The organism is Dyella psychrodurans (assembly GCF_003363265.1).
GTDB lineage: Bacteria > Pseudomonadota > Gammaproteobacteria > Xanthomonadales > Rhodanobacteraceae > Dyella_B > Dyella_B psychrodurans.
This window is the reverse complement of record NZ_QRBF01000001.1, coordinates 390497-409956: the sequence shown is the minus strand read 5'-3', so window position 1 is coordinate 409956 and position 19460 is coordinate 390497. Positions and strand designations below refer to the sequence as shown.

The following is a 19460-nucleotide window of genomic DNA, read 5'->3' as shown; positions in this document are numbered from 1 at the left end:
GTGACGCGAATCGATCGATAAATCGCCTGGCAAGGGCGACGTTCCGCGACGCAACGGCCAATCAGGCCGCGCGTGTCGGATAGTCGGTGTAACCCTTTGGGTCGGGGGTGTAGAACGTTGCCATGTCTACGGCATTGAGCACCTCATTCGTCCGCATGCGCTCCACCAGGTCGGGATTGGCGAGGAACGAGCGCGCGAAAGCGATGAGATCGGCGTGGCCTGCCTTGAGCGCATCTTCAGCACTTGTGCGATCGAATGCCGGCTTCAGGAGTTCTGCGGCAGGTAGCTGGGTCTGGCTGCCGTCAGGCCTTGCTTCACTTGCAGGCTGCGTTCATCGGCCAGCACCTCATCCAGACCCGACTCGACTCCGTCGAGCGCGCGCTTGACGATCTCCTCGGCGCTGGATTTCGGAGAATCGAATCCACGCGCAAGGTCGGTATCGACAAAGCCCATGTGCAGTGCCAGCACCTGCGTCTTCTGCGCCGCCAATTCGATGCGCAAGGCATTGGTGAGCGACCACGCGGCGGACTTGCTCGCCGCATAGGCGGCCATCGCACCGCTGTTTATCCATGAGACGACCGACAACACATTGAGCAACGCGCCACCGCCGTTGGCCTTGAGAATCGGCGCAAAGGCCTTGCTCATGCGCAACATCGAGAAAAAGTTGGTCTCGAAAATGCGTCGCGTAACGTCTTCGCTGTCCGGTGCAAGAAAGCCCCCGGTCTGAGCGATGCCGGCGTTGTTGATCACAAGTGTCACATCTGACGCCAGTTCTGCGGCTGCCGCCACATCGTCCGGGTTGGTGACGTCCAGTCGCAGGGGCACAACACCGGATTGCGTGATGGTGGCGGGGTCGCGCGCACCGGCGTAAACCTTGCGGGCGCCGCGGGCGAGCAACTCGCGTGTGAATGCCAGACCGAGCCCGCGATTGGCTCCGGTGACAAGGACGGTAGCGTTCTCAATTTTCATAAGAGACTCCAAGGTTGGGGGAAAACAGGCTCGGGAGAAATTAAACCCTTCCAGATTCACCGACTAGCCGGTAAATTTGGTAGCAACCCTTCCATAAATGAGAGGCCATGGACCGACTCGAAGCCATGAGAATCCTGCTCGCGGCGGTGGATACGGGCAGCCTTTCCGCAGCCAGTCGTCAACTGCGCATTCCGTTGGCCACTGTCAGTCGTCGTGTATTGGAATTGGAGGAACACCTCAGTGTCCGCCTTTTGCTGCGAGGCACACGAAAGCTAACGCTGACCGATGCGGGTCGAGATTACGTCGCCTCGTGCCGGCGCATCCTGGAAGACCTCATGGAGGCCGAGCGCACTGCAACCGGCGAGTATCGTGCGCCTCAGGGAGAGCTCGTCATCAGCGCACCGCTGGTCGTCGGCCGCCATCATGTCGTCCCCGTGCTGGTCGAGTTTCTGCAGGCTTATCCGAAAATCCGTGCCCGCATTCAGTTGAGCGATCGCGTCAGCAACTTGCTCGAAGAACAGGTGGATGTCGCCGTACGTCTGGGCGAACTTCCGGATAGCGAGATCATCGCCACACGCATCGCACTCATCAGCCGCGTGCTTTGTGCCAGCCCTGCCTACCTCGCATCACACGGTGTGCCGAAAGAGCCAAACGATCTTGTCTCGCACGAATGCATTACGTACGAGGGCTACTCCGCCGCAGACAGATGGGAGTTTGGCTTGGGGCGTAACTCTCAAGTCGTCCAAGTGGCGTCGCGCCTCATCGTGAATTCGGCAGAAGCCGCAGTCATCGCCGCCATCGCCGACGCCGGCGTTGCCCGCGTCCTATCCGACCAAGTTGTCGAGCCATTGGAATCGGGCGCGTTGGTTCGGCTACTCCAAGCATTCGAACCAACGCCCATGCCCGCCAGTCTGGTGTATCCGCGACAGCGCCATGTGCCGTTGAAACTGCGTGCTTTCCTGGACTTTGTAACGCCGCGGCTTCGGCAGCGTCTTGGCTATGAAAGCCCACGAAGCTCTTGAGCAGAGACAACAACCGCAGTCAAAGTTCGCGCGTTGTTATGTCTCAGCTCGTCACAGCGACCTTAAGGTCCTGCAGCGTGGTCGGCAGCAGCTCGGCGATGGTTGGGTGAATATGCACGGCATGGGTCACGGTGCTGTACGGCGCCTTGGCGTACATCACGTCCAGCAGACTGTGGATGGCTTCGTCGCCGTTGATGCCAAGGATCGCGGCACCGAGCAGCTTCCCTGTATCGCCGTCGACGATCACTTTCATGAATCCGTGGGTTTCTCCGCGCTCGATGGCACGTCCAACGCGCGCCATCGGGCGAACGCCGACACGTACGTTGTAGCCTTTCTGCAAAGCACCCTGTTCGGTGAGTCCGACGCGTGCCAGTGGAGGATCGATGAAGAGCGCGTAGGCTTCGATGCGGTCGGAGATGCGCCGGGGTTCGCTGTCCAGAAGATTCGCGGCAACGATCTCGTAGTCGTTATATGAGGTATGGGTAAAGGCACCCTTGCCGTTGCAATCGCCCATCGCCCAGATACCTTCGACGTTCGTGCGGCATTGGTCGTCGACGACGATGTAGCCATGTTTGTCGGTGGCGACTCCCGCCTTTTCCAAGCCCAGCGTGTCGGTGTTGGGGCGACGGCCGGCCGCTATCAACACATGTGTTCCGCGAACCTCCATGCGCGGTTGCGCGCATCGTGCCAGTACACCTACGTCGCCGGCCGTGCCGTTCAGTTCAATGCATTCCGCACCCAGGTGAAACGCAATGCCTTCGCCCTGGAGAATGTCGACCACGGCGGCCGATACTTCGGGATCCTCGCGCGGCAGCAGACGTTCGCTTCGCTCGACAATGCTCACCTGTGCGCCGAAGCGGCGGAACATCTGCCCGAATTCCAGGCCGATATAACTGCCGCCGACGATCACCAGATGCCGCGGCATGTCCCGCAAGTCCATCATGCCGACGTTGGTGAGATACGGCACGGTGTCGATGCCGGGGAAATCAGGCGTGGTGGCCCGTCCTCCGACGTTGAGGAAGATCTCCCCGGCTTCGATTTGCATATCGCCCACGCGCAACGTGTTTGGCGATTCGAAGGTGGCATGTCCGCGTATCAAGCTGACATTCGGCATGCCCGCCAGCCATTTCTCCACGTTATTTCGCGAACGCTCGGAAATGCCACGCGTGCGTTTCCACACGCGGTCTATATCCACTTTTGTGTCACCGCCGCTATCCACACCGTAATCCGATGCGCGTCGTGACATATGCGCGACGTATGCGCTCGCCACCATGGCCTTGGTGGGAATGCAGCCGGTATTGACGCAGGTGCCGCCCACGAATTTTCGCTCGATCACGGCGACCTTGCGGCCGGACTCACCCAGGCGTGCGGCCAGTGAAGGTCCCGCCTGCCCTGCGCCTACCACTACGGCATCGAATCGTTGGCTCATCACGGCTGTCCCAAGATCGCGAGAAAGGCGAATATAGGGCGCGCGCCGTACATTTCTTGCAAAGTCAGTCGATGACCGGCCATTCGTAGCGAGCGATGTTCCTGCCGGATGGCATCAATGATGCCAAATTGTGCTTCCGTGATCGCTTGATGGCGTCCATCGCGGCATCGGCTCTATTCAGAAGTGCCTGGGCGTGGAAGCAACCCGGTTCGGCCACGACGACACCGACGCTCGCGCCGTCATAATCGATAAACACCGAGTCCAGCCTGAAGCGTCCCCGCGTGGCGCTCTCCAACCGCCGGGACAAGGCGGCGGCGGCTTCGTCGGCCTTCACCCGCTGTTCGACGGCCAGCACCACGAATTCATCGCCGCCAATCCGTGCGGCCATATCGCCGTCGCGCAGCATCCGTCCGAGTCGCTTCGCCACCGTCTGCAGGAACTGATCGCCTACTTCGTGTCCAAACCGGCCGTTGATCGGCTTGAAGTCATCCAGGTCGATAAACGCCACGATCAGTGCCTGATCGGCTTGATGGGATGCAAGACGCCGCTGCATTTCTTCAAGCAAGGCCCGCCGGTTGGGTAATTGCGTCATGGTGTCGGTCAGGGCTGTCATCGCCAGGGAATGGTTGGCCTGGTGCAACGCTGCGAGCAGCCGTTCCTTCTCGACCTGCTGGCTGATCAATTGAGCAAAGAGCGCAAGGACGTGGGTCGCCGTTTCGAAGAGTGGCTTGCGCTCGTCGCTTGCCGCGCAAAGCGTGCCGAAAAGCTCGCCGCCTTTGGCGCGGATCGGGGCGCCCCGGCAGGTCGCCAGCCCCAGCGTTCGGGCCACTTCGCAGTCGCCCGGGCGACCCGCGATGTCGTCGGCATAGAGGCGGCCATCGTCCAGCGCGCGTTTGCCCAGGCTGCTCTCCCAAGGTGCCGACAACCCTTCCGGAATAGTCAGGCGATGGGTATTGCGGGCATACAGGACGTGCAGGACACCTGCCGGCTCGTCCAGCCTGGCCAGATACGTCGATTCCATCCCGGTGGCCGTTTGCAGCAGCTCAAGGAGCGGCCGCGTCAACGCCTCCAGCGTATGCGCATGGCTGACGGTGGCGGCCAGTGCACCAAGAAAGTGGGATGTAACCGTTGTACGGGTGACCTGATTCATATGAGCGGATATCGGCCGCATACGGGAAGCTCTAAAGTCCCCGCCCGGTCCGGGCCTTCCCCGTTCCGGCAGCAAGTGCTCGTTTCAATCGGGTGACGACGTCACACGACGATCCGCCCCGCTTCCTCTTCGCCGCGCTCCAGAACGGCGGCCAGCTTCTGCAACCCTTGCGTAAGCCGCGCGCGCTCCCTGGCGCCGCCCAATGACAGACGAATCGCGCGAACCTCTTCGCCGCTCGCCGAAAAAGCATCCGATGCGGTGACGGCCAATCCTTCGGCACGCGCAGCCCGCATCAAATGCCGTGCCGTCCACGGCTCCGGCAAGGTGTACCAGACATGGATGCCGGTCGTTGGCCACGTTTGATCGCGTCGCGCGAGCAGATGCTCCGCCAACCGTAGTCGCGCCTGCGATTCGGCTTTGACTTCTTCCAGCAATTGGAAAGCGGTGCCGTCGTGCATCCATTGCGTGGTAACCGCTGCCGTCAGGGGCGCAGCCATCAGCGTGATGGCATGCAAGGCGCTGAGAAAACGCGACTGCATGCTCTCGTCGGGCGACACGACATAGGCAGTGCGCAGCCCGGGCGCCAGGCATTTGGAAAGCGTGGATACGTAATGCACGCGCTCGGGGGCGGAGTGCGCGATCGGTGGCGGCGCGTTGTGGGCCAGGCGCCAGTAGGGATCGTCTTCGATCACATGCACGTTGCATTCGCGTGCGGCCATGGCGATGTCGCGGCGGCGCTGCGCGGGCATGGTGTGGGCCGTCGGGTTCTGCAAGGTGGAATTGAGATAGATCACCTTGGCGCCTTGCTCGCGGCAAGCGCGAATCAATGCGTCGGGCAACATGCCATGTTCATCGCAGGCCACTGTCACGACATGGCGGCCGAGTTGATGCGCGGCACTTAAAACGCCGGGATACACCAGCGGTTCCACGGCAATGCCATCGCCCGGTTGCGTGAGCGAGAGGATCAGACCCGTCAATGCCGATTGCGCACCCGGACACGTTGCAACGAGACGCGGGTCCACCTTGCCCAACATCGGCGCGAGCCAAAGCGTGCCGGCGACCCGATCGGCCTTGCTCCCGCCACTCGGGTGATACGTCATGAGCGCGTTGGCATCGGTGTGCGTTAGCACCTGCCCCACGCATTGTTTCAGTAGCTCACCCAAATCCACCTGCCCGGGTGGCGGTGGAATGTTCATCCCCAAGTCGATGATCGGTGCCAGTTCCACCTTGGGCGACGAAACGAACGTGCCATAAGCGCCACGCGCATGAATGAGTTGGCGCGCCTGCGCCTCCGCATAGGCACGCGTCACGGTGGTGAGATCGATGTCGAGCAAACCGGCCAGTTGCCGTTGCGGTGGCACGCGATCGCCGGGCCGCAATCGACCGTCTGCGATGGCGCGCTCGATGAAGCCGACGATGCGCAGATACCGCGGTCCCTGCCCGGCCGTGGCAGCGGCCCAGAGTTCGAGCGGGGCCTCTTGTATGGATATTGTCCGCGTCACTTTGCCGTCAATGTATGGATTTTGTCTGAGCCTAGTATGCGCGCAAACCGTACATGGATCCATGCATAGGGAACTCTGACTGGTCGGGTGCGGTGATGCGTAACCGACTCCCTACCCAAGGTGTGCCATATGCGCCATCGAGTTACCCAGCTTGTACGGATCATGGAAGACCAGCCGCATCGAGGCAGGCGCTCCCCTCTGCGGATGCTTTCCCGGCTGGCCGTCTTTGGAGTCACGGTCCTGCTGGCCGGCTGCCATCTGGCCCTGTTCGACCCGCGCGGCGATATCGGCATGCAGGAACGCCACCTGATCGTGGTGGCGCTGGGAATCATGCTGGCCGTGGTGATTCCGGTCATCGCATTGACCCTGTTTTTCTTCTGGCGCTATCGCGATACCAACAAGCAAGCGACTTATGACCCGACGTGGGCGCACTCCACCGGCATCGAGATCGTGGTGTGGGGCATTCCTTGCGTGATCGTGGTTTTCCTCTCCGTGTTGATCTGGGGAACGACGCATGCGCTCGATCCCTATCGCCCGCTGACGTCAAATGCGCAACCCGTTCGAGTGCAGGTGGTTGCGTTGAACTGGAAGTGGCTATTCATCTACCCGGATTACGGCATCGCCACGGTGAACCAGTTGGTGGTGCCTGCGAAGACGCCGATCAATTTCCAGCTGACGGCGGACTCGATCATGAACTCGTTCTTCATACCGAGCCTCGGCAGTCAGGTGTACGCCATGGCGGGCATGCAGACGCAGTTGCATCTGATCGCCGATGAACCGGGCACGTATCGCGGCATGTCGTCCGCTTTCAGCGGCGCGGGTTTTTCGGACATGCGCTTCGAAGTCAAAGCCACCAGCGATGCGGATTTCCGCGCCTGGGTCGCGAGCACAAGGCACGGTTCCGGAACGCTTACTCACGATAGCTACCTGACACTTGCCCGCCCCAGCGTCAACAACGCGCCTGCCACCTACGCGACGGTCGACAGCGGCCTGTTCGATGAAGTGGTGAATCAGTACATGCCATCGATGTCCGGCATGCCGGGCATGCGCAACGCGACAAACCGGGCCAAGGAGTAATCACCATGTTCGGGAAACTCAGCCTCAGTGCCATTCCTTTCGACGAGCCCATCATCATGGGCACGCTGCTGGCGGTGTGCCTCCTTGGCGCGGCCTTGCTCGGCGCCATCACTTACTACCGCAAGTGGAGATATTTGTGGAGCGAATGGTTCACGTCGGTGGACCACAAGCGCATCGGCGTGATGTACATCATCCTCGCCTTGGTCATGCTGCTGCGCGGCTTTGCCGACGCCATCATGATGCGCGCGCAGCAGGCGATCGCCGCAAGCGGCAGCGCCGGCTACCTGCCGCCTCATCATTACGACCAGATCTTCACCGCCCACGGTGTGATCATGATCTTCTTCGTGGCCACGCCGCTGATTCTCGGCCTGATGAACGTGATCGTGCCGCTGCAGATCGGCGCGCGCGACGTGGCGTTCCCATTCCTCAATCAATTCAGCTTCTGGCTCACGGCCGTGGGCGTCGTGCTGGTCATGATGTCGATGTTCGTGGGTGATTTCGCCGCCACGGGTTGGGTGGCGTATCCACCACTATCCGAACTGGGCTACAGCCCGACCGTGGGCGTGGACTATTACATATGGTCGTTACAGGCATCGGGTCTTGGCACATTGCTTACTGGTGTCAACCTGATGGTGACCATCCTGCGCATGCGTGCGCCGGGCATGAACCTGATGAAGATGCCGGTGTTCACCTGGACGGCGCTGATCACTTGCGTGCTCATCGTCGCCGTGTTCCCGGTCCTTACGGCCACACTGGCGATGCTCGCGGCCGACCGCTACCTCGGCATGCACTTCTTCACCAACGAGGCGGGCGGCAACGCGATGATGTACATCAACCTGATCTGGGTGTGGGGCCACCCGGAGGTGTACATCCTGATCCTGCCCTGCTTTGGTGCGTTTTCGGAAATCATCCCGACTTTTTCCGGCAAACCTTTGTTCGGCTACAAGTCGATGGTGTACGCCACGGCATCCATCGGCGTGTTGTCGTTCTTCGTATGGCTGCACCATTTCTTCACCATGGGTTCGGGCGCGAACGTCAATGCCTTCTTCGGCATCATGACGTCGATCATTTCGATCCCCACGGGGGTGAAGCTGTTCAACTGGCTGTTCACGATGTTCCGCGGACGCGTGCGCTATCACTCGTCCGCGCTGTGGACAGTGGGCTTCATGGTGTGTTTCGCCGTCGGCGGCATGACGGGTGTGCTGCTGGCGGTGCCGGGGGCCGACTTCGTCTTGCACAACAGTCTGTTTCTGGTTGCGCATTTCCACAACGTGATCATCGGCGGCGTGGTGTTCGGCAGCCTGGCCGCCATCAATTTCTGGTTCCCCAAGGTGTTCGGATTCACGCTGGACGAGCGCTGGGGCAAGGTCTCGTTCTGGTGCTGGCAGATCGGGTTCTATCTCGCCTTCATGCCGCTGTACGTGCTTGGCTTCGATGGCATGACGCGTCGCATGAATCACTACGACAATCCCGATTGGCATCCCTGGCTGGTGGTGGCGCTGGCTGGCGCGGTGGTGATCGCGATGGGCATCCTCTCCACGGGTATCCAGTTCTTCGTCAGCATTCGTCATCGTCATGAAAACCGGGATCTCACCGGCGATCCATGGAACGCGCGCAGCCTTGAATGGTCCACCGCTTCGCCTGCGCCGTTTTATAACTTTGCGACGATTCCGACGATCACGTCGCTGGAACAGCATTGGGACAACAAGGTCCACGGTCGCGCCTATGTGAAACCGGAGCACTACGAGCCCATTCACATGCCGCGCAACACCGGCGACGGCTTCATCATGGCGGCGTGGTCTCTCCCGCTGTGCTTCGCGCTGGTGTGGCACATCTGGCCGTTGGCCCTGGTGTCGCTGGCTGCCATCGTGGTGACGTTCATCGCGCGTACGTACAACCGCGACACGGACTACTACGTACCGGCCAACGAAGTGGCGCGCATCGAAAATGAACGGTACGCGCGTCTTGCCACGGTTACGCGGATAAGCCAGCCATCGTCCCGTCATCAGGAAGCAGCCTGACCATGAGCAGCACCACCCTTCCCGTCATGCACGATCATGCCTCGCATGACACGTCATCCATGACCACGCTCGGGTTCTGGATCTACCTGATGAGCGATTGCCTCATCTTTGCCGTGCTGTTCGCGACATTCGGCGTGCTCGCCGGCAATACGGCGGATGGCCCGGCAGGTCGCGATATTTTCAACCTGCGTTACGTGGCTGGCGAGACACTTCTGCTGCTGCTCAGCAGCTTCACTTTTGGCGCCGGCATGCTGAGCGCCAAGGCAGGCCGCCGCAATGCATTGCTTGTGTGGCTGGCCGTGACCTTGCTGTTGGGCGCGGCCTTCGTCGGCATGGAACTGCATGAATTCGCCGCGCTGATCCATGACGGCGCAGGTCCCGGCGTCAGCGCGTTTCTCTCTGCGTATTTCACCCTGGTGGGCACGCACGGCCTGCATGTGACGCTCGGCATCCTATGGCTCGGCGTGATGATGCATCAGGTGTTCCATTACGGGGTGGACGAGGTCGTGCTTCGGCGCCTGAACTGCCTGAGCTTGTTCTGGCATTTCCTCGATCTCGTCTGGATCTGTGTTTTCACATTCGTCTACTTGAGGGAATTTCTGTGAACACATCTCTCCCGCGCGCCACATCCAGTCATACGCAACCAGACACGAACAGCGGCATGAAGTCCTATGTGATTGGCTTCGTGCTTTCCCTGGCCATCACCGCAGCCGCCTTCGGTACCATCATGTCGAACGCCGTACCGCATCCGTGGCGATTGGTGTGCATCGTCGCCTTATGCGTGGCGCAGCTGCTGGTGCAACTGGTGTACTTCCTGCATCTTGGAAGCCATCCCGACCAGCGCACCAATACCGCCGTTTTCGCATGCACGGGGTTGCTCATAGCCATCGTCGTCGCAGGATCGCTATGGGTCATGCACAATGCCAATGTCAACATGATGCCGACGCATGTGACAGTGCAAGGCGCCATGTCGCGGGAGTAACGGCGATCGGATTCGTGAGCTGCCAGGCGCGAAGCCTGGCGGTTCACTCGCGACCTTCTTCCATGCCACATTTACGGGCACTCTTTCACCTGACAGCGCGGCTCCGTAGTCATAAAGCAGACAGTGGAGCGGCATCCTGCGCAGCGCTGATCATTAGATCGGATGGCGGTCAACCGACCAGCTTTTCGATCAAGGCCTGCGTCAGCGGTTTCAAATGAAAACTTCCTTCCGGAACGACCTGTGGCTTTACACCGTGAGCTCGCAGTGCCTCCGCCACGACCGGGCCGATGGCCGCCACCGTCGTGCGCGCCAGGGCCTGCAGCAGCACATCGCGCTTTTGTGATGTTTCGGCAAGACGAAACAGGCGACTCACCTGCTGCAGGCTTGTAAAAGCAATCGCATCGACGAGTCCACGGTGCATGGTGTCCACCAACGCCAGCACGTCGGCATCCGCGACCGCATCGGCATAGACATAAGGGGCCACGGCCAGTACCTGCGCGCCGGCTTCGGCGAGGAAATCCATCAACGGTGTGTTGGGTTCGCTGCCATAGAGCTGGACACCTACCCGCCGTCCCTTCAGGTCCAGCGTACGCAGCAGTGCAATCATGCCGGGCGTGGTGGCCGGATCGGCTACCAGTGCAGGCTTGATGCCAAGCTCGCGCAATACGCGTCCAGGCTTGGGGCCGCGCGCGATGATGCGTACGCTGGCAAGTTGTGCGAGAAAGCCTTGCCTCAATTCGGGCAGATGGTGCTCGAGCAGACTCAGCATCCTGCGCAAACCTTCGCCGGTAAAAAGGAGCAGATCGTCGCATCCTTCGGTGCAGAACATGCGCAGCCAGGCCAGTACTTTTTCGGGCTCGGGTGCATCGCGGATGTCGACCAATGGACAACGCAGCACCGAAGCGCCGCGGCGTTCGAGCAGCGCCGCGAACAGATCCAGTTCGCGCGTCTCAGGAAGTGCGACGCACTTTCCCCGCAACGGATGATCGGCACTGATTTCAACCATGTTCGCAGAGCTCCAAAGCCGCGTGCTCGGTGGCATCCTCCGCGCGCTGCATTCGTTCGCCGAACCAGGCGTGCTCGCTGGCCATGGCCGTTACCTCTCCGATGATCAACAACGCCGGCGACTGTATGGCGTGTTGTCTGGCGCTCTCCGGAAGCTTGTGCAGGACACCGTGCAATACACGCTGTTGCGCCATCGTGCCATTTTCCACGATGGCAAATGGCGTGTCCGGATGCCGGCCGTGCGCCAATAGCCGATGCGTGAGTTCATCGAGCCTGGACACGCTCATATAAACCGCCAGGGTCTGGCGGCCTTGTGCCAGGGCCGGCCAGTCCATCGCGTCGAGCGAATCCTTGCCATGGCCGGTGAGAAGGTGCACCGAACGTGCATGATCGCGATGCGTCAACGGAATCCCGGCATAGGCGGCACAGGCCAGCGCTGCGGTGATGCCTGGAACGATTTCGTAGGCGATGCCGTGTCTGCGCAGAAATGCCATTTCCTCACCACCGCGGCCAAAGACAAAGGGATCGCCTCCCTTCAACCGGACGACGCAACGACCGGCACGCGCATGGTCGAGCATGAGTCGATGGATGTGCTCCTGCTGTGTATGCCGTCCGCCGCAACGTTTGCCTACGTCGATGCGTTCCGCATCGCGACGGGCAAGCGCCAGAACGCCAGCGCCGACCAGTTGGTCGTAGAGAATCACATCCGCCTGATTGAGGGCGCGTAACGCCCGCAAGGTGAGCAATTCCGGATTTCCAGGGCCTGCACCTACCAGTAGCACCAAGCCTTTCCGCGACGGCGCTGCCGGAGAGTTCAACGCATTCAGCATGGCTCGCTCGGCCTTGGCCGGTTGCGCGGTGCGCAGCAACGACATCACCGGCCCATCGTGCAGCCAGTCGTAGAACGCGCGCCGCCCGGCCGTATCCGGCCAGCGCGCGGTGATGCGGGAACGGTGGCGTTGAGCCAACGCGATGAGCGATCCCCACGCATGATCGAGCAGGGATTCCAGCATTTCGCGTACGCGGCGCGCCAAAGCAGGCGCAGCGCCTGCCGTGGAGATGGCAACGGTCAAGGGTGCACGGTCCACCACGGCTGGCACCTGAAAGCGCGAAAGCGTCGCATCGTCCACGACATTCGCAAAGATGCGTCGTTCGTACGCCAGAGCAGCGATGCAGGTGTTGAGTTCCGTATCGTCTGTCGCGGCGATGACCAGCCATGCATCGTCCAGCCAGGCAGGTTGGAATGACTCGCCGATATGTTCAATTCGCCCTTGTGAAACCCATTCCCTCAGCGTTGCGCAAAGTTCCTTCGCCCCTATCCGCACTTGTGCACCGGTTGCGAGCAGCGACTCTATTTTGCGTTCCGCGACAGCACCGCCGCCCACTACCAGGACGGGTAAGCCGGTCAGATCTGCGAATAATGGATAGAGTGTCATGAAGCCTCCACTTGCGAACGTACCTCTGCGATGAGCTGCCGCAGTTCCGGCACGCATGAGCCGCAATTGCCGCCTGCGCGTAAATGGGCGGTGATCTTCGCCGGCGTGTCCAGGTCGCGCGAGCGGATGGCGTCGCAAATCGTGCGGCGACCCACGCCGAAGCACGAGCAGACCACGTGGCCCGTCGACGCTTCGGGATCGGCGGGCTCGCCGACCAGCAGCGCGATTCGATCGGCGTCTTCGAGTCGATCCTGCATAAACAGGCTCGATAGCCAGTGCCTTGATGGAAGGTGTGGACGCGAAGCCAGGAACAGGCAGGATTCGATGCGGTCGTCGACGAGATGCGCGGCGCGGTAAACGCCCGTACTGCGGTCCTCGTATTCCAGCCAATCGGCTTCAGGATCTGTCACGCCAAGCCACCTGCGCGCCCACTCGCCGCATTCGGCAGGTTGTTCGCGATGGGCAATCTCGTAACGGCGAAAACGGTCTCCTTGAATGGATGTCCAATAGCTGATTCCGATGGGTGCCAGCGCGCGACGGCTGAGCAAAAAGCCGTACCAGCGCACCGGGAACGGCTCCACCCTTACGGGCGTGTGCTTGAATTCGGGCTCGCCGGATATCGGGTCTACCACCGGATTGACCACACCACCCACCCGAGCATCGGAGGCAAACTGATCGTTCCAATGAATGGGCACGAACACATTGCCGGCCAGAATGCCTCCGCCGTGCGTCACACGCGCCACCATCGCACCCCAACGCGAACATACGCGTGCGAGTTCGCCTTCGCGCACGCCACAACGCAAAGCATCGTGCGGATGCATGTCGACGAAGGGTTCGGGAGTGTGCCCGGTCAATCGTGGCGCCTTGCCGGTGCGCGTCATCGTATGCCACTGGTCGCGCACGCGGCCTGTATTGAGAACCAGCGGATATTCGCAATCCGTTGCATGCAAAGGCATGCGACTCGCAACCGTCACGAAGCGCGCGCGGCCGTCGGCGTGTGCATAGCGACCTTCCGAAAACAGCCGCGTCGTGCCCTGGCCATCAGCCAGCACAGGCCATCGCACGGGCGTCATCGCGTCGTAGGCTTCGCGATTCAGATGGGTCAATCCGTCGAGATTGAGCATTCGACGCGCGACTGGCACGCCGTCCGCTTCGATATCACCATTACGGAAAGCCGTCAGCCGCGCATGTTCAAGAAAGATCTCGTGTGGCGCGCTGAACTGAAAACCCTGTGCGTATCCCATACGCCGCGCGACGTCGCACACGACACGCCAGTCCGCCCTCGCCTCGCCCGGTGCCGGAAGAAACGCACGTTGACGCGAGATGCACCGCTCCGAGTTGGTGACCGTGCCGTCTTTCTCGCCCCAGCCCAGCGCGGGAAGCAATGCGTGCGCATACGCGTTGGTGTCCGTGTGAGTCATGATGTCGGAACTCACCACCCACTCGCAGCGCGCCAACGCATGCTTGACGCAATCGGCATCCGGCATGCTGACCACCGGATTGGTTGCCATGATCCACACGGCTTTCACCCTGCCCTCGCCGATGGCGTCGAACAAATCGACCGCTTTCAAGCCTGGACGATGCGCCATACAGGGTGAGCCCCAGAACGACTGCACGATGTCGCGGTGGACCGGTTTATCCAGCTCCATGTGCGCCGCCAACATAGTGGCGAGCCCACCGACTTCACGCCCTCCCATCGCATTGGGTTGACCGGTGATCGAGAAGGGTCCCATCCCGGGCTTGCCGATGCGTCCGGTCAGCAGATGACAGTTGATGATGCTGTTGACCTTGTCGGTGCCGCTCGACGATTGATTCACGCCCTGCGAAAACAGGCTGACCGTTCGCTCGCAACGCGCAAACCAGCGATAGAAGGTCAGCAGATCCGACATCTGCAGGCCGCAGATGCGAGCCACTTCCGCAGGATCGCCGGCCTCCGCTTCAGCCACCGCCAACGCCTTCGCAAATCCCTCGGTATGCGTATCGACGAAGCGTGCGTCCATGGCCCCATGCTGGAACAAGAATGCCAGCAGGCCGTTGAACAGCCACACGTCGGTCCCGGGCTTGACCGGCAGATGCAGGTCGGCTGATTCGCACGTGGCGGTATGACGTGGGTCGATCACGACGACATGCTTGATCGCACCGGCTTCTCGCGTCTTGGCTATGCGCTGGAACACGATGGGATGGCACCAGGCCGTGTTCGAACCGACCAGCACGACTAGTTCGGCCTGCTCCAGGTCCTCGTAACAGCCTGGCACGACATCTTCGCCAAACGCACGCTTGTGGCCTGCCACGGCGGACGACATGCACAGGCGGGAGTTGGTATCGATATTGGCGGTGCCGATATAACCCTTGGCGAGCTTGTTGACGACGTAGTAATCCTCGATGAGAAGCTGGCCGGACACGTAGAAAGCCACCGCGTCCGGACCGTGTTCGTCGATGATCCGCCGAAATTCGCGGGCTACCCGATCCAGCGCATCGCCCCATTCGACGCGCTGCAACCTGCCGTCGGATCCGCGCAACATGGGGTGAAGCAATCGCCCTTGCAGGTCGACGGTTTCGCCAAGCGCGGCCCCTTTCACGCATAGACGACCGAAATTGGAGGCGTGCGTCGGATCACCTTGCACATGCACCGCGCCGTCGGCATCGACACGCGCAAGTACGCCACAACCCACTCCGCAATAGGGACAGGTGGTTGCGGTGCTCATGCTGTCGCCCTCGCCGGGTCGAGAGCGGGTTGGCAGTAGTCCTGGCCGAACAACAGGCGATCGCGAATCGGCGTGATATCCGCTGCACTGCGGATGAGTTCGAAATACCATCCGCCATCCTTGGCGTCTCCGTACAGCACCGCGCCGACGACCCGATTGCCCTTCAGCACCAGTCGCTTGTAGACACCGCGGCGAGGATCGCGCAACACCAGGTCGTCCGTGCCGGCACCACCGATGAAATCGCCCGCCGAATACAGATCGATGCCCGTGACCTTGAGCTTGGTAGCTGTCTGCGATGAGCGATAACGCCGATGACCGAAGCGCGCAAGATGCGATGCGCACACGCGTGCCTGTTCCCACACCGGCGCCACCAGTCCGAACGTGACGCGGCGATGCTGTACGCATTCGCCCACGGCGTAGATGTGCGGATCGTAGGTTTGCAAGGTATCGTCGACCACGATGCCGCTTTCGCAATGCAGACCGCTCGATTTCGCAAGAACGATATCCGGGCGAACGCCGACTGCCATCACCACGAGGTCTGCTTTGATGCGGCTGCCATCGGCCAAGACCACGCCTTCGACGCGCTCGCTGCCGTAGAGCGATACGGTTTCGGCATTGAGTCGAAGTTCGAGACCCCTTCCCTGCAGGTTACGTGCAAGCAGACCCGCTGCATCGGCGTTGAGTTGCTGATTGAGCAACACATTCGTACGATGGATCAGCGTCACCCGCATGCCCCGGCGCGAAAGCCCGTTGGCAGCCTCGATGCCGAGCAGGCCACCTCCAATGACTGCCGCATGCTGGTACGTGCGCGCTGCTTCCAGCATGTGCTCGACATCATCGATACCGCGAAAGCCGGTAACCCCCGAAAGGTCCCGCCCGGGCAGAGGAAGGATCGCCGGTTGCGAGCCGGTGGCGATCAAGAGGCGGTCGTAGCCGAGTTCGATGCCTTTACGCGAATGCACACGCCTGCGACGTCGATCGATCGCCACGATCGGATCGCCGGTGTGCAAGGCAATGTCGTTCTCAACGTACCATTCCGGCGTGTTGAGCATGATCTCGTCCACGCTTTTTTCGCCAGTGAGCAACATCGAAAGCAGGATGCGGTTGTAATTGCCGTAAGGCTCGGCGCCGAACACGGCGACGTCGTACAAGCCTGGCGCAAGCAGAAGCAGCTCTTCCACGGTGCGCATGCCGGCCATGCCATTGCCGATGACGACCAGCCTCGGCCGCGTCGCGCTCATCGTTTCGGCTGTCCCAACAGCACGAGGCCTCGATCGATTCGAACCTGCCAGGTGCGCACGGAGTGCTCCGGCGCCTCAAGGCATTCGCCGGTATGAAGGTCGAAATGTTGCTTGTAGATCGGCGACGCCACGACCACGCGTTCGCCGAGGCTGCCGATGAGACCACGCGAGAGCACCGACGCACCCGCATTTGGATCGACATTGTCGATGGCATATAGCTCATGTTCGCCAACGCGAAACACGGCAACCTGTTCGTCGTCGACCAAAGCACAAACGCCTGTGTTCGGCACGATGTCTTCCAACTCACAGACCAGCACCCAGCCGTGTTTCGTCAGGCTATCGTCCATCGCTTTACTCCGTCACGACGTTGGCGGGAATGCGCAGGCTGCGCTTTTCGTTGGACCTGGCCGGGCGGATCTGCCCACGCTCGGGCACGAACGCCACGTTGCCATCGCCTTCGTTGCTATTGACGAAGTGATGGAACCGGCGACGCGTTTGCGGATCGTTGACGGCTTTCTTCCACTCGCACTCGTAGGTGTTCACGATGTGCTGCATCTCTGCCTCAAGCTCACCGGCAATGCCGAGCTTGTCGTGGATGACCACTTCCTTCAGGTAATCGAGACCGCCTTCCAGGTTGTCGCGCCATACGCTGGTACGCTGCAGGCGATCCGCGGTGCGGATATAGAACATCAGAAAGCGGTCGATGTACTGGATGAGCGTGGACGTATCCAGGTCGCCGGCCAGAAGTTCCGCGTGGCGCGGCTTCATGCCTCCGTTGCCGCATACGTACAGATTCCAGCCCTTTTCAGTCGCGATGACGCCGACGTCCTTGCTCTGCGCCTCTGCACATTCGCGCGTGCAGCCGGATACGGCAAATTTCAGTTTGTGCGGCGACCGCAACCCTTTGTAGCGATTTTCCAGCTCGATCGCCGTGCCGACGGAATCCTGCACGCCATAGCGGCACCACGTGGAACCCACGCAGGATTTCACCGTGCGCACCGCCTTGCCGTACGCGTGCCCCGATTCGAAGCCAGCCGAAATCAGTTCCTCCCAGATCAGCGGAAGCTGTTCCATGCGCGCCCCAAACATGTCCACGCGCTGCCCGCCGGTGATCTTGGTATAGAGACCGTATTTCTTCGCGATTTGCCCAACTGCGATCAAGCCATCGGGCGTCACCTCACCGCCTGCCATGCGCGGTACCACCGAATACGTACCGTCTTTCTGGATATTGGCCAGGAAGTAATCGTTGGAGTCCTGCAACGACGCGTGTTCTCTTTGCAGTACGAACTCGTTCCAGCATGATGCGAGAATGCTGGCAACAACCGGCTTGCAGATATCGCAACCAAGACCCTTTCCGTGGCGATCGATAAGCTCGTCGAAGCACTTGATGTGCTCGACGCGCACGAGGTGATAGAGCTCCTGACGCGAATAGGCGAAGTGTTCGCAGAGATGGTTGTTGACCGCCATCCCCTGGCGTTTCATCTCCGCCTTCATGATCTGCGTGACCAGCGGCACGCAGCCTCCGCACGTGCTGCCGGCTTTGGTCACTACTTTCAATTCGCTGACGGAAGTCGCGCCGGCTGCCACCGCCTCGCACAACTGTCCTTTGGACACGTTGTTGCACGAGCAGATCTGCGCGGAAGCCGGCAACGCATCCGCGCCCAGCCCAGGCTTGGCCTTGCCATCGGGCGACGGCAGGATCAGGAACTCCGGATCTTCCGGCAGCTCGATGCCGTTGAGCATCATCTGCAGCAGCGTGCCGTATTCGGCGGCATCGCCCACCAGCACACCGCCCAGCAATTGCTTGCCGTCTCCCGACACCACCAGTTTCTTGTAGATCTGGCGACGTTCGTCGCTGAACTGATAGCAGCGGCTGCCTGGGGTCGTGCCGTGTGCATCGCCAATGCTGGCCACATCCACGCCCATCAGCTTCAACTTGGTGGACATATCCGCGCCAATGAATTCCGGCAACGCCTGTATATGCTTGCGTTCCAGCAGCGCACTCAAGTGCGCGGCCACAACGCGTGCCATGTCATAACCCGGTGCGACCAAGCCAAATGTCTTGCCGCCCCAATACGCACACTCGCCGATGGCGTAAACATCCCAGTCGCGCGTGCGACAGTAGTTGTCGACATGGATACCGCCACGCTCCCCCACGCCGAGTTCGCATTGCCGCGCCAGTTCGTCGCGAGGACGGATGCCGGCGGAGAACACGATGATGTCGGTGTCCAGGTGGCTTCCATCGGCAAACTTCATGCGATGACGCGCAGATTCGCCATCTACGATGTCCGTCGTGCTCTTGCCTGTGTGGACGGTGACGCCGAGTTCCTCGATCTTGCGTCGAAGCATCTGTCCGCCGACGTCGTCGACCTGCACGGCCATGAGTCGCGGCGCGAACTCGACCACGTGTGTTTCCAGGCCCATGTCGCGCAGCGCCTTGGCGCATTCCAAACCAAGCAAGCCGCCGCCGATCACCACGCCTGTTCTGGAGCTTGCACCCCACGTCGTCATCGCTTCCAGATCGTCGATGGTGCGATAGACCAGACACGCGGGGCGATCATTGCCCGGAATGGGTGGAACGAAAGGTTTGGAACCGGTCGCCAGGACGAGTTTGTCGTAGGCGATCACTTCGCCGTCGGCGGTCGTCACCCGCTTCTGTGCACGGTCGATATGCGCAGCGCGCGACGCCAGGCGAAGATGCAGTCCCGGCTGATCGAAAAAGCCCGGCGTTACCAGGGAAAGATCTTCGGCACGCTTGCCGCTGAAAAATTCCGATAGATGCACGCGATCGTAGGCTGGCCTGCTTTCTTCGCATAACACGGTGATGTCCAGGCCAGGCGGCTGTCGCGCGACCAGTTCTTCCAATAGCTTGTGCCCCACCATGCCGTTGCCGATCACGAGCAGCTTGATTGCCATGGGTC

General features: G+C 61.1%; 15 protein-coding genes. 5 read left to right on the top strand and 10 right to left on the bottom strand.

What is annotated here, in order from left to right:
- Positions 1-264: 264 nt before the first annotated feature.
- On the bottom strand, positions 265-969 hold the full coding sequence (locus DWU99_RS01985; RefSeq protein WP_115476316.1) for an SDR family oxidoreductase: 705 nt from the start codon (positions 967-969) through the stop codon (positions 265-267).
- A 107-nt stretch (positions 970-1076) separates the two neighbouring features.
- On the opposite strand from DWU99_RS01985, the gene DWU99_RS01980 reads away from it, so the two are divergent.
- Positions 1077-1991: a LysR family transcriptional regulator gene (locus DWU99_RS01980; RefSeq protein ID WP_115476315.1), complete on the top strand. Its 915-nt coding sequence runs from the start codon at positions 1077-1079 to the stop codon at positions 1989-1991.
- A gap of 43 nt (positions 1992-2034) precedes the next feature.
- Here the strand turns inward: DWU99_RS01980 and DWU99_RS01975 are convergent, their stop codons facing one another.
- The 3 genes from DWU99_RS01975 to DWU99_RS01965 form a co-directional block, all read right to left on the bottom strand.
- Positions 2035-3420 (bottom strand): FAD-containing oxidoreductase, encoded by a 1386-nt coding sequence (locus DWU99_RS01975; RefSeq protein WP_115476314.1) that lies wholly within the window; start codon positions 3418-3420, stop codon positions 2035-2037.
- 64 nt (positions 3421-3484) lie between these two features.
- Positions 3485-4645: a GGDEF domain-containing protein gene (locus DWU99_RS21390; protein WP_325048456.1), complete on the bottom strand. Its 1161-nt coding sequence runs from the start codon at positions 4643-4645 to the stop codon at positions 3485-3487.
- Positions 4646-4671: 26 nt separating this feature from the next.
- Positions 4672-6072: an aminotransferase-like domain-containing protein gene (locus DWU99_RS01965; protein ID WP_233510815.1), complete on the bottom strand. Its 1401-nt coding sequence runs from the start codon at positions 6070-6072 to the stop codon at positions 4672-4674.
- 129 nt (positions 6073-6201) lie between these two features.
- On the opposite strand from DWU99_RS01965, the gene cyoA reads away from it, so the two are divergent.
- The 4 genes from cyoA to cyoD are packed head-to-tail and all read left to right on the top strand — an operon-like array spanning position 6202 to position 10152.
- Entirely contained in the window at positions 6202-7149 is a 948-nt protein-coding gene (gene cyoA, locus DWU99_RS01960) for a ubiquinol oxidase subunit II (protein WP_199535669.1), read from the top strand.
- 5 nt (positions 7150-7154) lie between these two features.
- The gene (gene cyoB, locus DWU99_RS01955; RefSeq protein ID WP_115476310.1) at positions 7155-9170 is read left to right on the top strand and encodes a cytochrome o ubiquinol oxidase subunit I; all 2016 of its coding nucleotides are present in this window, start codon (positions 7155-7157) and stop codon (positions 9168-9170) included.
- A gap of 2 nt (positions 9171-9172) precedes the next feature.
- Positions 9173-9775, top strand: a complete 603-nt coding sequence (gene cyoC / locus DWU99_RS01950; RefSeq protein WP_115476309.1) for a cytochrome o ubiquinol oxidase subunit III — start codon at positions 9173-9175, stop codon at positions 9773-9775.
- Between the two features lie 56 nt (positions 9776-9831).
- Positions 9832-10152: a cytochrome o ubiquinol oxidase subunit IV gene (cyoD, locus tag DWU99_RS01945; protein WP_115476308.1), complete on the top strand. Its 321-nt coding sequence runs from the start codon at positions 9832-9834 to the stop codon at positions 10150-10152.
- Positions 10153-10321: 169 nt separating this feature from the next.
- Here the strand turns inward: cyoD and DWU99_RS01940 are convergent, their stop codons facing one another.
- From DWU99_RS01940 to nirB, 6 genes are read right to left on the bottom strand one after another with little or no spacing between them, the layout of a single operon-like run.
- Complete coding sequence (locus DWU99_RS01940) at positions 10322-11158, bottom strand: uroporphyrinogen-III synthase (RefSeq protein WP_199535668.1); 837 nt, start codon at positions 11156-11158, stop codon at positions 10322-10324.
- Positions 11151-12593 (bottom strand): siroheme synthase CysG, encoded by a 1443-nt coding sequence (gene cysG, locus DWU99_RS01935; RefSeq protein WP_115476306.1) that lies wholly within the window; start codon positions 12591-12593, stop codon positions 11151-11153. The genes DWU99_RS01940 and cysG overlap by 8 nt, the downstream gene beginning before the upstream one ends.
- Complete coding sequence (locus DWU99_RS01930; RefSeq protein ID WP_115476305.1) at positions 12590-15298, bottom strand: nitrate reductase; 2709 nt, start codon at positions 15296-15298, stop codon at positions 12590-12592. Before DWU99_RS01930 ends, cysG begins: the two co-directional genes overlap by 4 nt.
- Positions 15295-16539, bottom strand: coding sequence for an NAD(P)/FAD-dependent oxidoreductase (locus DWU99_RS01925; protein WP_115476304.1), 1245 nt, complete (start codon positions 16537-16539; stop codon positions 15295-15297). Before DWU99_RS01925 ends, DWU99_RS01930 begins: the two co-directional genes overlap by 4 nt.
- Positions 16536-16886, bottom strand: coding sequence for a nitrite reductase small subunit NirD (nirD, locus tag DWU99_RS01920; protein ID WP_115476303.1), 351 nt, complete (start codon positions 16884-16886; stop codon positions 16536-16538). Before nirD ends, DWU99_RS01925 begins: the two co-directional genes overlap by 4 nt.
- Positions 16887-16890: 4 nt before the next feature.
- Positions 16891-19455, bottom strand: a complete 2565-nt coding sequence (gene nirB / locus DWU99_RS01915; RefSeq protein WP_199535667.1) for a nitrite reductase large subunit NirB — start codon at positions 19453-19455, stop codon at positions 16891-16893.
- Between the last annotated feature and the right edge of the window lie 5 nt (positions 19456-19460).